Genomic DNA, 15201 nt, shown 5'->3' on the forward strand with positions numbered 1-15201 from the left:
ATGTATGGAGAAGGGGATATGGGATATATATATTCAGAATACAATTATTTACAAGGATTTGCGTCCGGTGCATGCCTTGGCAGGGTAGACGAAAACGGTTATGTATACAGCGATGTAAACATGCTTTCCGGAATAGCATCCGGCGCTTGTGTTGGCCGTGTTGACTCTTATGGGTATGTGTATAAAGGAAATAATTATTTATCCGGATTTGCATCCGGTGCATGTGTAGGCGTTGTCGAAGATGATGGATATGTTTATACAGGCCCTCATACTTTACATGGTTATGCATGCTCGTGCTGCGTCGGCAAAGTTGAAAATGATGGTTATGTTTATAAGGAAATGCCAACTTTATTTGGTGGTTTCGCCTCAGGATCATGTGTAGGACGAGTAGATGTAGATGATATGTATTTAGGTGCGGGTGCAGCACTGCTTCTTTTGTTTCTTGGTCATCAGTAATAAAATTTACTTAAAGTTTATCCTTATTTTAGATGATTATTAACGGTAAAAGATTAAAAATAGTGTATGATAATCTATATATGCACACATTGAGGAGAAAATCTTTTGTACACATTCCCTGATGAGATAAAAAAATCATATGAGAGCCTTATAGTCCCGATGATAGTTATGGGGCCTGATGCAAGCGGTAAGTATAAGCCGCTTGCTATTTCTGATGGATTTCTCAATCTTTGTAATGTGACCAGGGAAGAATTTTATGGATACTATGGCGACAGGATAAATGATGGCCTGTTTGAGAAGGTTCACCCGGATCAGCGCAGTAAGCTTCAAAAAATCAGTCAGGATTTTCTTGATAAGAAGACAGAGTATGATATCACTTTCAGAGCCAGACGGGATGACGGGTATCATCTTATACATGCAGTTGGCTACTGGAAGACGATGGAAGACGGAACCGAGCTTGCGTTTATTGTCTATTCCGATGTTCATCAGCATGAAGACATGCTTTTGGAAATATCTGATAAATACAAGCTGTTCCAAAAGGATGAATTTTATGTTGATACATTGACCAACCTTCCGACCATCAATTATGTAAACAAACATGGTGACAGTAAGATAAAGGAGATCGTTCAAAATGGCAGAACACCAATGCTTCTTTATCTGGACATAGATTCAATGCAGTCTTATAACAGAAGATACGGAATAAAAAAGGGTGATGACCTTTTGATTCTCGTGGCAAATGTGGTTATGGAGGAGTTTACCCATGGCCTGGTTGCCCGTGTTGTCTCCGATCATTTTGCTGTTATCGATGAATTCCCCGGTGAAGAGGAACTGATAAAGAGAATTGAGAGCGTCAATTCAAAGATAAAGCTCAAAGCATATGGTTCAACCACCGGATTAAATGTCGGGATATTTGTGGGTAATAAAGATGTTACCCTTACTGAATCCGTTGACCATGCTATCAGAGCCAACAAGCTTGTGGGAGAGGACCTTAACAAGTTTTACAGATTCTACTCCGAGGAAGATGATTCTTTATACAATCACCAGAGATATATAATCGAAAACTTTGATAAAGCTATGGAAAATGGCTGGATCAAGGTCTTTTACCAGTGCTTTATGCGCATTGAGACCGGAAACGGAATGGGATTTGAAGCTTTGTCCAGGTGGATGGATCCCCGGTACGGAATGATCAGTCCGGCTGATTTCATACCTGCACTTGATAAATATCATCTTACACATGAGCTTGACCTTTATATGTTTGAAACCGTGTGTAAGGAGGTTAAACTCCGTTACGATGAAGGGCTTCCGCTTTTGCCGGTTTCCATCAATTTCTCCAGGCAGGACTTTGACTATATAGATGTGGTCGGAGAAATCAACAGAATCTATGATAAGTACAACATTAGCCAGTATGGCATAGATAAGAGCTACTTTATCATCGAGATTACCGAGCAGGGGCTGGCAAAGGCTACGGACAAATTCTATGAGCAGCTTGCCGGGATCCGGGAGAACGGTTATAAACTCTGGGTTGACGACTTTGGAAGCGGGTATTCGTCCCTGAATGTTTTCAGTAATTTTGATATAGATCTCATCAAGTTTGACATGGCTCTTTTGATAAATCTTGATACCAATCACGGAGCAAACAGGACCATAATCAAAGGAATGATAGATATGGCCCACAAATTGGGAATCCACACCCTCTGCGAAGGAATGGAAAACAATGAGCAAAGGCAGTTTCTTCTGGACGCAGGCTGTGAGCTCGGTCAGGGCTTCTATTACCATATTCCGGAGGGGCTGGACACCATTTTTGACAGACTGCATAAGGACATCCCGATTCCGAGGTGGGAGGCTGAGGACGAGAGAGTTGAGCGGGAAAAGAGCTGGCGGCAATAAATTAAGGGGGACCAATGGCAACCTACGCTGTTTCTGATATTCATGGATGCTACGATGAGCTGCTAAAACTCATGGAGCTGATCAGATTTTCCGATGAAGATACGTTGTATGTCATAGGCGATTGCGTGGACCGCGGGCCAAAGCCTGTGGAAGTTCTGAAGTGGATGATGAGCCGTCCCAACGTAATCCCTATAGTCGGAAACCACGAGAACATGATGATGAGAGTTCTTTTGCCGGGGCTTAAGGAAGCGGATTCTGAGGAATCTATCGAGAAGACACTGACCATGGACTTTCTTACCGACGTTAATCTCTGGTACTTAAGCGATAACGGAGGAAGGATAACAGCAGAGTGCTTCAGAAAGCTGACGAAATATGAGAGAGAAGAACTCCTGGAATATGTTCAGGAGTTCTCACTTTATGAGGAAGTGACGGTGGGTGACCGCAGATTTGTGCTGGTTCACACCATCGGGGATGACATCCGCAGCCTGAGCGATCTGGAGAATGTGGACATATATGACCTAAATGATTTTTTGATCGCAAGGCCTGATTTCGAGGGAAAATGGGATGGAGAGGATATATTTGTCATAGGCCATACTCCCACCTGGTTCCTTGGGAAAAAAGACAACTCTGTATTCCGGAACGGAAACCTCATAGATATAGATTGCGGATGCGTCATGGGCGGGCGGCTTGCGGCTTTGTGCCTGGAGACGCTGGAGGAATTCTATGTGTGAGGGGACTTTGAAAAAGTTTATAATTTTTTAATGTTTTTTAGAAATAGTGAATTATTATTCTGAGATTGTGATATAATTATCTGGCGAGCCTGTATTCTTGGGCTCGCCATTAATAATATAGAGTGAATTTCTTTAGAATATCTCAATAGACAGACAATAAGTTTTTATGAGGTGGGGGCCGTGAGAAACAAAAAGCTTTTTGCGTTTGTATTATCTATTATTCTTTTCTTTTGTTCTATCAATCTATTTTATCCAATTATTTCCAATGCAACTGAAAATTTACCTTCAAGGGTCATAAATGTTGTTTACGATGATTCGGGAAGTATGATCAACAATGGCAAACTTGTGGACACCTGGTGTCAGGCCAAGTATTCAATGGAAGTCTTTGCTGCAATGCTTGGTCAGAACGACAGCATGAATGTCTACGTCATGAGTGACTACGACGGCGGGGCAATGTCGGCGCCTCCAAGGCTTACTTTAAAAGGTTCTTCGGGAGCTGAGACCAATGTCAATCAGGTCCACTCAATGCTCACTCCGGCAAGCAATACTCCGTTTAATGCGGTGCGTAAAGCCTACGATGACCTGACAAGGATGCAGGGTGATGAGAAGTGGCTTGTGATCCTCACAGACGGCGCTTTCGAGGATGGAGCTTTTACCAATCAGCAGGTTGAAGAGTACCTTGGACAGAAGGCCCAGGATATAAATGTGATGTTCCTGAGTATGGGTGCAGACGGAGCGGTCATCAAATCGGATGACAGCAAGAATATCTTCTTTGAGAAGGCTCAGTCCAATGACCAGATCCTGAACAAGATAACCCAGATCTGTACAAGAATTTTCAATTCCAACAAGCTTGAAGTAGACGTCAGCAGCGGAGAATTCTCTTTTGACATACCGATGTCCGAAATTGTGGTATTCGCTCAGGGCGATAATGTCAACATAAGCGGGATCACAGATGGCAGCGGCAACAAGATAAGTTATGACAAAACTCCTGTAAAAGTTAGGTACAGTGATAAGCCCTCTTCAAGAGGATACGACGATTTCATAGTGGATGATAAGCTTAACGGAAGCCTGGCGACCTTCAGCGGAGACTTTTCGCCGGGAGTATACAAGGTAGATGCAGGATCAGCCAAGACCGTTGAGGTTTACTACAAGCCAAACGTAGAGATCATGCTGTACCTGGTAGGTCAGGAGGGGCAGGAAGTTCCCTACACGGATGGCGTAAGAGCCGGAGATTACACCGTTAAGTTCGGATTCGTAAAGGCCGGAACAAACGAGCCGGTGGCGGAGTCCAGACTTCTTGGCAATATAGAGTATGCGGCCAGCATTGATTACAACAATGGCCAGCAGGTCCAGGATTGCAGCAACGGAAGCAAGGTTACTATTCAGGAAGGCAAGTACCACATAGATGCGGCGGCGTCATACCTGAAATATAATTCTGTGGCGACCCATATAGACTTCGATGTTTATAAGGATAAAGAGATTCAGCTGGAATTGATCGAGTCTCCCGAATACCAGATAACCATGGAAGAAATCCTTCATATCAATGAGCCGATGGTATTCAAGGCAACATTGGAAGGACAGGAAATACCTGCTTCTGAATGGGCAAAGATGGGGGAACCGGAGCTTATTATCCAGAATACTCTACTTCCGGAAGATAAAGTCACACTCTATGCAGAAAAGGGAGACGCACCGGGAATATTCAGTGTTTATCCGAAAACCAAAAATGATAGTACTAAACCGGAGATTTATAAATACTATGATATAGACTATAGGTTGGTTGTCAGTCACGCAGTTGATAAGAGTACCTGGTATGGCGAGGCGGAAGCAGTTTTCTCTGCCAAAGAGAGCAGGCCATTCCCGTACCCCTTTCCGCCTCCACATGTTGTTATTGCCTGGATAATTCTACTGATCTTATTACTGATTATTTTGGGATATACACCACTCTTCAAAAAACGTCTTCCCAAGAGGCTTAAGAGCAGACCCGAAATAGAGTATACCTCTAAGATAGGAGCCAAAAAGAAGAATTATTCCAAAGGTAAATTTACTAAAAAGACGGCATCCGTCATACTGCCGTATGTGCCGGAACGCGGCACTATCAAATACCTTCCACCGGGAATTGCCGGCGGGCCTGTATTGCAGGTGAAGGCTGTCGGAGGACAGAGGATGGAGATAACAAATACCCGGGCCTTTGAAGGAAAGAGAGACATTACATTTGATGGTCAATATGTTGAAAAAGGCGTCAGGAAAAATCTTGTGAAGACAGCAGGATTGATGATTGTGGTTGATAATACTGGAGCAAAGTGCAAATGTTTTTGCAACAAATAAGATGGAGGGAATATAGATGAATGCACCTACACTAATAGTTGGACTTGGCGGAATTGGATCTAAGATTGCATTGCGTGTAGCTGATATGGTTACTGAAGAGCAGAGACAAAGGATTGGCTTTGCTGTCTTTGATACAGATGTAAATGAGCTTGCCAGGATAAAGGAGAAAAACCCCTTTGTTCATGCAATTCAGACTTCTACCAAACTCTCTGTAGGAGAGTACCTTGACATCGATACTCATGCAAGAGACACCTGGTTCCCTGTTAATGCGATTCTTAACAGTAAGACACTTACAGAGGGCGCAGGTCAGGTTAGAGCCATTTCCAGAATGGCATTTGAGACAGCAGTCCGTTCAGGAAAGATGGAGGATCTTCACAGAGCAATCGAGGACCTTTACAAGCTTGAGGGTGAAGAGTACCAGCAGGCTCTCAGAGTTATTATTGTAAGTACACTTGCAGGCGGTACCGGATCAGGTCTTATACTTCCGGTTGCCCTTTATATTAAAAATTATCTGGCAACCAGATTCAGGCAGAGCGCTAACATTTCAAGAGGCTTCTTTATTCTTCCTGAGGTACTTTACCATGTAATCCCAGGAGAAACTGAGAGAAATAATCTGAAGAGCAACGCTTATGCTACTTTGAAGGAGATAGATGCTTTCCTGATGAGAGGAGACTCTACTCTTCCTGACAGGTTTAAAGACAGTGTGACCATGAAATTCCCCTCTGTAAGCTCGGGCGAGTTTGAGGAGTACAATGTAAGACCTTTTGATTTCTGTTTCCTGTTCGATGGCCAGAACTCAGACGGAAGAAAGCTTAATAGCTTTAACAGCTATCTTGATCATGCCGCTAACTGTATTTATGCAATGTCCATCGGACCTATGAACAAGAGGAGCAATTCTTCTGAGGATAACACCATCAGGAAGCTTGTATCCGAGCGTGGCAGAAACAGATATGCCGGTGCGGGTACTTCTATGCTTATCTATCCCAAGGATGTAGTAAAGAAATACCTTGCTCTTAACTGGGCAAAAGAGTGCGTGTCCGAAGAATGGCTGATGTTTGACAGAGCATTTAAGGACATGGTCCGCAACAACGCCGAGATGAGACGAAACGGACTTCATACCTCAGATATAAAAGAGTCTAAGAACTACATTAACTCTGTAGAATCTGAGGCTAACAAGAAGAACCCGTTTGCCAGGGCTATTATGGAGTCCTGTAATGAGTACGATGAAAACGGCGTAACAGTAAGAGGATTCAAGTGGGATATTTATCTCGATAGACTTGAGAACAGAATAACTCAGGACAATGATTCTTCAACCGTAGCTGAATTGGATGAGCTGCAGTCAAGTGCGATGATGAACATCAGTAACATTGAACCCGGAAAGACCGAGGATGTTGAAAGCGCATTTGTAGATGCATACAACTCAGTAATTATCTATAGAGGTACAGCGGTTAAACGCTGCAGTGAGATGGCAAGAACATTGGCATACTCCATCTTCAGATCCAACAGTGTTGACGTGCTGAAGAGTAAAGATGACTTCTGCCTTGAGAAATATATGAGAAACAGCTCAAACGGAGATTTCATTCATCCATGTGCAGTTCGCTATTTCCTTTACAAAGTGGAAGAGTCAATGACCCGTACTATTGCTGCACTTAAACAGGAAGTTGAGGCTGAAGAGGAGTACTTTGCACATTACGAAGACAATGTTTTGGATGACTCCAGCACGGATGAAAAAGAGGGTATCGGTAATCTTGGAGCCGGAATGCGCACTCGTTTTATCGATCGTGTCAGAAAGACTCTCAGTATTCGTCAGGAGGAATTAAGAAACTCACTCGTTACATATGTGACCAACGTTAACGAGTATCGTAATAATGCGGTTTATCTTGCTGTTCTGGAGGAAGGCCTTAGCTATGTTAAGAGCCTTAGCGAGTCTTTCGCTAACTTCTTCAAGACTTTTGATGGAAAGATAACAGGTATCAGCAGAGAAATCGAGACCATCGAGAACAAGTACATGCATACAAAGGGAACAGCAGCAAGATATGTATGCGCATCAAAAGAGTGCCTTAAGGCCATGAATGAAAAGATGGCTTATGCCGGAGGCGCCATTGAGATAGATACTAAACTGGCAGAGGCAATTTATTCCAGAGTAAGAAGCTACTCAATGCTGTCTGTTAAGGCGGACAACGGCGATTATTTCAGCTCAATCTTTGATAATGATGTTATCAAGTACTTTGAGGACAAGCTGACTGAAATTTATGGCGCTGATATTGACATAGATGTTATTACTGCTATTGAAAAAGAGCTTGAATATGAGCAGAACATTGTGGATATGGCCGCAGCAGAAGCTTATGTAAGAGATGTAATAAAGCAGGCTAAGATCCTGGCTGCACCGTTTATCGAAAAGCCCATGGGTGAGGAAAAGCAGCCTATCAATTCCTGCGCATACAGCAATGAGCTCTATACTGACGATGATTCACCCAGAAGTAAGCTCCTTAACAGTGAGCTCAAGGACTTTGGTGGAGAAGCGGACGAGGATATTCCTCTGAATATGATCCTGTTCTACAAGTCATTCTATGGACTCAGAGCGAACGATCTTTCCAAGTTTGCACCTCCTCAGAAGAGCCAGACCTATGACAGATCTGCAGGAGAATACTTCAAGGCATATTACGAGCTTGTAAGCAAGATCAATCCTGTTCCTTCAGTGAGCAAAGTTATTACTCCTCATATTGACAGATGGTGGCACAACCCTACTAAGATGCCCGACCTGGATGAGGGCAATCAGGAGAAGCTGCTGAATGATATCTGCGCTGCATTCTTCTGGGCATTTGTAGCACATAAGGTAGATCTTTATGAGACAGGTAACAGCAACCAGTTTGCTTACACAATAATTGACAAGCTGGTTGAGGAAGACGACAGCGACAGACAGGATAGCAGAGTGCTTACTGTTTCCAACGGAACACCTTGCGATCAGCTTTATGAAGTTTTGGATGCTATCTCAATTTATCCTGAACTTGTTCGCGGAATCCTTGATTCAGTAGAGGAACTTGAGAACAGGGAAGCTGAGGCAGGTAAAACAGCATTTGATAATGAGGTTATGGATCAGATCAATAACTTTACTATCAGGACACTTGGAGACATCGAAAGTACCCTTGTCAGAAGTATATTTGAGCTTCCGTTCCTGCTTAAGAAGTCTACTACCACAGAGGTTTATAACGAGAAAGATGGTCTCAGGCTGATGCAGGTAGCTATGGACGAGTCTAAGAAACTGCTCAAGAGATTCAGTGCAGAAAACGATTATGCAGAGAATGTTGGTAAGTTGTTTGCTGCGCAGTTTGACAAGCTGATCGAGAACCTGAAGCTTTCAAATACAGAAGACAGAAATGTATTCCGCGAGCTGCTCTTTAGCAGGATCTGCGAGATGCTTTCACATGATCTCAAGGCCCTTGGACTTAATGATCTTGCAAAAGATATAAAGGCACGCGGTGATGAGCTTGCTTTATCCAAGACCAAATAAGGACATAAAGTATGTATTCAGTTTTGATTCAGAATCAAAAAACAATACAGTTATTCCAGGAGTATTACCCGTTATTTCTTCAGCTCTTTAGCAATAACCAGGTTGGTTGCTGCAGGTGGATTGAATCGGGAAGGACGATTGATACCGCCCTTCCCGGTCTTGAGGAGCTTGTGGGCGATAAGAAGGAATGGCGCGCCATAATCATAAGGGTTGTGGAGCGAGATGAGAATGATATGAAGAAACTGTCATTCAATCCACGCAACCCCTATGACTTTTATTGCAATGCGTCAAAAGATGCTTCTAAAGTCCAGGAGAGCAAGGTCCCTCTTGTAAGACTTACGCAGATCCTGGGAGAGGTACCTTCTCCGGAAGTGACTTTCCATTCTAATGTAATACAGGAAAGAAACAAGAGCCCCAGACGTATATATGTTCCGGAAAGCGTTGATCAGAGGGAGCAGGATGCATACAGAGATTTGGTCCGCATGTATGAATACGACGGACGCAAGCCCAGCGAGATCATCCTGTACACTTTCTATAGCGTGAGAAAGGGCAACGATAGGAAATCAACAAAGAATGCCTGGCATCCCGATGGAGAAGTTGATGGATTTGAGTTTGCAAGAAGAAACAGGTACTCAAGTAACTGCCGATTCGTAAAATACGAGTATATAAAAGAAGGTACGAATCGCAAAGAAGCAGATCTTTTTAACTTCTGGAACAGTGTCATGCTGCTTGCTTCAGAAGATATTGATCCTAGTTCATTTCAGGCCTACAGGCTTTACAATGCTAGGGTTGAGTTTAACATGGAGGATCTCAGTGACACCCTGCAAAGGAAGTTGGATGAGCTGATAGGCTGCACTAACTATGTTGAAGAATCAATGAGGCGTGATGTTGAGCTGAAGATGGGAGAGAAGCATCCAAAGCCTGAATATGAGACAACAGTAAGCGCGGAAGTAAGAATACCAAAAGATACATCAGTTACAGTCGATACTGAAGTATTTCATATATGTCCCACTGCTGCATCAAGCGAAGGAAGAAAATGGGAAAGCTTAAGGAGCATTGCTGAGGATACTCTGGAATCTATTTTCAGAAAACAGGACAGAGTTCTGGATGAAAGTGCTAACCGCATGCGTGCTGTCAGCAAGATTCCCGAAGAAATGGTTACTCCCATGGATAAGTATGAAAAGCTGGATATGGAAGCGGAGCTTGATGACACCTTTGATGAAATTCTAAAGACACAGAACACCATCTCTGATTCAAGAAATATCACCGGCGAGAAACTCAGCAGTTTGTCTGATGATGTAAAGGATTATATCAAAGGCAGAGTTCCCAGACCTTTGGCATGGGGCGTGCTGGCAGTAGTGGTACTTATGGTAATTTTATCGGTGCTGCCTGCATTTATTATCCCTCAGAAGCTGGACGACAGAAATCTTGGCGGAATGATGGCAGCATTTGCGTTTTGCGCTTTGACTCTTGGACTTGTGGAGCTGATTGTTCTCATTTCTCAGAAGAAAACGCTTCTGGATAAGATTGAGAAATATAACTATGCCATGGAAGATAATCTTGCGGTGCTGTCGCAGGATATGATGTTCTATTCCAAATTCGTGAGCAATATTGTTAACTTCTCACGAGGTCGCAGCATTCTTGATACTCTCAAGCACAAGAAGTTTGAACTTGAGACGGAATATGATCTTCTTCAGGTACATAACGAGCAGATCGGAATCTTCCGAGGTAAGGTTGAAAAGTGGGCCAAGGCATTCTATGTTCCCATCAGCTTTGAGAGAAACCTTGGAAAAGAATTTGCTGTTGATGTGGATGTTAAACCCAGGGACAACAGACTTTATACCTTTGACTATAACAAAGAATACAGCATCCCGTTTAATTATACCGGAGAGAGGGTAAAATCTCCGTTTAGCTTTATAGGGCGCTTCATTATCGAAAGAGAGGAAATATTTAACGATGCGGGAAGAGATGATTAAGGTTATTTCTTCTATAGCGATATTCGCAATCCTTAATCTGATTCATCAACTGGTGAATTCGAAGAGGATCAATCGCAGCAAGCAGCTGTTACTGCCGGCTGTTTCCTTAGTGTACGATATTTTGGCGATTGTAGTGCTTAGGGCAAAGTATGAAGATATCTTCAAATCCCTTGGATATATCGGACGTGTGGTAAGAATGGAGCAAAACAGCATAGAGGTGATTTTCCTTAATGCACTGATCTATGCAGTATATGTTTTGGGCAGGATCATTCCCGTCATCATCTGTCTTATTGCATTTAGAAAGAAACGGCCATTTCCGGAGCTTCTCAGTAATATATATGTGTACGACGAGAACTGTCAGCAGTGGCTCTTAAGAGACAAGTGGACTAATTTCAGAAATCTGATCAAGTGGTTAATGATCGCTTCTGTTATCTCCACAGGTATAGTTATGGCCTTTATATGGAACAGAGGCCGTCAGTCCGAGTTCCATGCGTTTGTATTTCCTGTTTTGTATCTCATTGTCATTACTGAAGTCTTCATCTTCCTTAATGGCCTTACGGAGTTAGAGTACGCTAAGACCGTAACAGGTGATGACAGCTATGCCCATAAGATCAGGAATTTCTATATCTTAAGAGAGATATATGAGAAGATCTTTGCTCATGAGCTTCTGACCTCTGAGACAAAATGCGATTTTACTTCAACAAAATCCGTGACAGATTATCTTGAGGAACTTAGTTCATCAGAGTCAGAGACGGATCATAAGATCGCGGAGTTCTTCAAGCTCAATGGCGAAGCAAAGTCATATGATGCTGATTACATTTCTGCCACATTGAAGCTTCTTGATGGTAAAAATGTTCTTTTCTACGATCCGTTTTACAGGGATTTGGGCAAATATCTTATTTTGCCAGTGCTTTATAACCTGTTATCCAATAAGAAGTGCCTGATCCTGACAGCAAGGGAATCACTTAAAGAGGACATTATAGATTGGATGCAGGGCATTCTTGTTGACTATGGCAAAATCGATTCCCTCTGGCGTGTCAAGGAACTTGGTTTCAAGGAACCTGAGTGCGAAGTTGGAGTGCTGGGATTCTCAGAGATTTACAATCCCGAGATTATTAAGACCAATACCGAATTCATCGAGAATGTCGGTTTCGTTATGATGGTTGAGCCATCACTTATAGTGAATACCGGACAGATTGCTCTCAGCATTCTGGCTGACTATATGACACAGGATGATGTTACACCTACATACTGTTTCCTCGACAGGATAACAGATGGATTGGTGGATTCTCTTTCCCATGTTTTCCAGATCAATATCACCGAAGTAGAGGCACCTCCGGTTACCAGAAATATCCATACAGCAATGGCATGGGATGCCGATGGTGATTATCTGAAAGAGAAGCTTTTTGATAAGCAGACCAGATATATGGGTAACGGAATTGAGTTGGCAGCAGTTGCCATCAAGAATCAGATTCCGACGGTTGAATGGTTCAGCGAGACCAAGGTTCCCATTAAAGACATCAAGTGGATAGCCGGTCAGTACTTTGCAACAATCTGTAAATACATGAACCTGCCTATCCAGCAGGATAGCCTTTACGAGAGAATCAAATTTGTTTCCAACATCTGGAGTACGGACAAGGCTGATTACAAATTCCTCATAGCTGAGGATGAGTTCTCTAACATGTTTAATACCATGCGTATGTTCATGTCCAGAGGAGAGAAGCAGTCCTTCGTTAACATACTCTCTGAGAACTATCTTCTCAGGGATTATATGAGATGCAACACGATGATGTTTATGTCTAATCCGGATGCGATTCCTTCTATAGTTCCGGATTATGCAAAGACTCCTAGAAATGTACTGATCAAGATGCTTCTGCTCATGACAACGAGAGAGGTATCCGAATCGGAATTAAATGCTGAGTTTAAGCTTGTCGGAATAGAGAATGATGATGTGAACAGCGTACTGACTTCACTTCTGAAAGATTTCTTCGGAATTGACAGGAGCATTCTTCACATCAGATCTGTCAGAAAGAATTATCTCGACAGCACATTTGATAAAGAAAACCTCTACTCCATAACAGAAGGAAACTTCAATAAGTATTTCAAAAAGACCCTGAAAAATGCCTTCTTTATATGCGAAGAGGAGGACAAGATCAGGTACATCGATGCCAGACTGTTTGGACATGTTACACAGTCGGTATTACCCGGACAGTTTGTTGTTTACGATGGTAAGTACTACATCGTTCACAGCATCTCTTCAGAGAACGGCGTTATTTTGAGAAGAGCGTCTAATCTGTACGACGGCAGAAAGTACTATCGTCAGATAAGAACCTACAACATCGGTGCATACGGAGAAGAGCAGGTAGTGTCCTCCCGCACCGTTATGGATGTGGATGTTACAAGGCTTAAGATCAACTTCAAGGTAAGCACCACCGGATTCCTTGAGATGAATAAGAACCATGACCTTAGGACAGCCAGGGTTATTAACTTTGCCAATGATCCTAATGTTGAGGAGTACAGCAGGGAGTATAAAAACAAGTCTGTTCTTCGTGTTAAACTTCCTGATGCGGATGAGAATGTGCTGTTTACAATCTCAATGCTTCTTTCAGAGCTTATGCGCAGTGTATTCCCCAGTGCATGGCCTTACATAGCTATTACAACAAGGCTTCCGGAGAACGTCGACGGAATGCTTAACTACATGATCTATGGAGCAGAAGGCAATATCGAAGAGGGATGTATTTATCTCATCGAAGACAGTGAAATGGATCTCGGGCTTCTTGAGGCAATCGAGAAGAATCTGATCAAGTTCATAGAGATAATCACGGATTACCTGTACTGGCACTTTGAGAAGATGCGCGAACCTGCATCCAAGGATCCTGAGATAGTAACACCTGAATTCCCTAAACTGGATGTTCAGAGAAGATCTCTTGTTACAAGAATGCTCCGCAGAATAGGCCAGCTGTTTGGAATCAAGAAAGAAGAAGTAAAGATAGACAGCGTAGCCCATGCTGAAACTCATCCGGTAGAAAAGGAAGAGGAAAAGACAGAACAGAAGCCCGAGCAGAAGACAGAGAGTAAACCTCAGACACCTCCCGCTGCGCCTCAGCCTGCAGAAAATGCCATCCCTGAGACTAAAGAAGAGGATGAAGCTTTCTCCTTTGACATGGAAGAAGAGGAAAAAGAGCCTGAGCAGAAATCTGTGGTTGAAGCAGAAGAACTCATCAGAGATGAAGCAAATATTGCTGAAGAGTGGAGATATTCCGAGGGCGAGGATCAGGGCAATGCAGAAGATCCTGAAGGTAAGACATCTAAAGAGGCAGAGAATAATATACGTCCCGAGGATCAACTTGAGCCTGAAGAAGGAAATCCTGACATCGTGGCTATCGACGGAACAGATATCTTTGATGAGAGCGGAACAGATGAAGACAACGAATATCTCGAAGAATGCTTTATTGAAAGAGGTATCGGAACCAGAGATAAGTCTCGTTATCAGAGAGAATGTTTCCTGAAGTTCGGCTTCAACGAGATTGATAAGAGACTTGAGCTGATGGATGTTATGAAGTATCTGACTGTAAGAGGATTCAGCCAGAATGCCTTCCGTAAGGCAAGAACACGAGATCTTATGAATGACTCACTCATCGATAAAGAAGCGGTCAATCACTGCGATTTCTGTGGAATGCCTATCAGCGGAGTAAGCTATGAAAGACTTACCGATGGAAGAATAAGATGTAACGATTGTACAAACAGTGCTATCACCACTGTAGAAGATTTCAGTGAGATCTTTAAACAGTGCCTGAGCCTTATGCAGAGTTTCTTCGCCATCGATTATTCAGTGGGAATGAGTGTTGTGACCACTGATGCCAGAACGATAGCAAGAAGATACGGAAGTGTCTTCAAACCTTCAACCGAGTTTGCTGTCAGAGTATTGGGATATGCCAGAAAAGCAAGCGGCAGATACGAGATCTATATTGAAAATGGAAGTCCCAGGCTTGCAACCATTGAAACCATGGCTCATGAGCTTACACACATCTGGCAGTATATCAACTGGAATGAGAGGGAAATCAGAAGGCTGTATCCCGATCCTGCAGTACGCGATATGGTTTACGAAGGAATGGCATGCTGGGTATCAATCCAGTACCTGTACCTTATAGGAGAAAATGCCTATGCTCGTGATCAGGAGATGGTGATGGCAGATAGAAATGATATCTATGGGGCAGGTTTCAAGGTATTTCGTGAGGCGTATCCTTTCATCAAAGATTCTTCATTGGTTAAATACTCACCTTTTGCTAAGTTTCCGCCTATCTCATAAAGCTGT

General features: G+C 43.0%; 7 protein-coding genes. All 7 read left to right on the forward strand.

What is annotated here, in order from left to right; all coding sequences use genetic code 11:
- The first annotated feature begins 18 nt into the window (after positions 1–18).
- Positions 19–456, forward strand: coding sequence for a hypothetical protein (locus tag T456_RS0112155; protein ID WP_024866366.1), 438 nt, complete (start codon positions 19–21; stop codon positions 454–456).
- A 105-nt stretch (positions 457–561) separates the two neighbouring features.
- Entirely contained in the window at positions 562–2343 is a 1782-nt protein-coding gene (locus T456_RS0112160; protein ID WP_024866367.1) for a sensor domain-containing phosphodiesterase, read from the forward strand.
- 14 nt (positions 2344–2357) lie between these two features.
- Positions 2358–3074 (forward strand): metallophosphoesterase, encoded by a 717-nt coding sequence (locus T456_RS0112165; RefSeq protein ID WP_024866368.1) that lies wholly within the window; start codon positions 2358–2360, stop codon positions 3072–3074.
- A 324-nt stretch (positions 3075–3398) separates the two neighbouring features.
- Positions 3399–5399 carry a hypothetical protein gene (locus T456_RS0112170; protein WP_155838090.1) on the forward strand — a complete coding sequence of 667 codons (2001 nt, stop codon included), beginning with the start codon at positions 3399–3401 and terminating at the stop codon, positions 5397–5399.
- A gap of 16 nt (positions 5400–5415) precedes the next feature.
- The gene (locus T456_RS0112175) at positions 5416–8910 is read left to right on the forward strand and encodes a tubulin-like doman-containing protein (protein ID WP_024866370.1); all 3495 of its coding nucleotides are present in this window, start codon (positions 5416–5418) and stop codon (positions 8908–8910) included.
- Positions 8911–8921: 11 nt separating this feature from the next.
- On the forward strand, positions 8922–10886 hold the full coding sequence (locus tag T456_RS0112180) for a hypothetical protein (protein WP_024866371.1): 1965 nt from the start codon (positions 8922–8924) through the stop codon (positions 10884–10886).
- Entirely contained in the window at positions 10867–15195 is a 4329-nt protein-coding gene (locus T456_RS0112185; RefSeq protein ID WP_024866372.1) for a hypothetical protein, read from the forward strand. Before T456_RS0112180 ends, T456_RS0112185 begins: the two co-directional genes overlap by 20 nt.
- The last annotated feature ends 6 nt before the right edge of the window (positions 15196–15201 follow it).

Origin of the sequence: Butyrivibrio sp. FCS014 (genome assembly GCF_000526935.1) — a bacterium.
GTDB lineage: Bacteria > Bacillota > Clostridia > Lachnospirales > Lachnospiraceae > Butyrivibrio.

Excerpts from the sequence above, each read along its gene's own strand:
- T456_RS0112155 (WP_024866366.1), top strand. The coding sequence starts at position 19 with ATGGGATATATATATTCAGAATACAATTATTTACAAGGATTTGCGTCC.
- T456_RS0112165 (WP_024866368.1), top strand. The coding sequence starts at position 2,358 with ATGGCAACCTACGCTGTTTCTGATATTCATGGATGCTACGATGAGCTG.
- T456_RS0112170 (WP_155838090.1), top strand. The coding sequence starts at position 3,399 with ATGATCAACAATGGCAAACTTGTGGACACCTGGTGTCAGGCCAAGTAT.
- T456_RS0112175 (WP_024866370.1), top strand. The coding sequence starts at position 5,416 with ATGAATGCACCTACACTAATAGTTGGACTTGGCGGAATTGGATCTAAG.
- T456_RS0112180 (WP_024866371.1), top strand. The coding sequence starts at position 8,922 with ATGTATTCAGTTTTGATTCAGAATCAAAAAACAATACAGTTATTCCAG.
- T456_RS0112185 (WP_024866372.1), top strand. The coding sequence starts at position 10,867 with ATGCGGGAAGAGATGATTAAGGTTATTTCTTCTATAGCGATATTCGCA.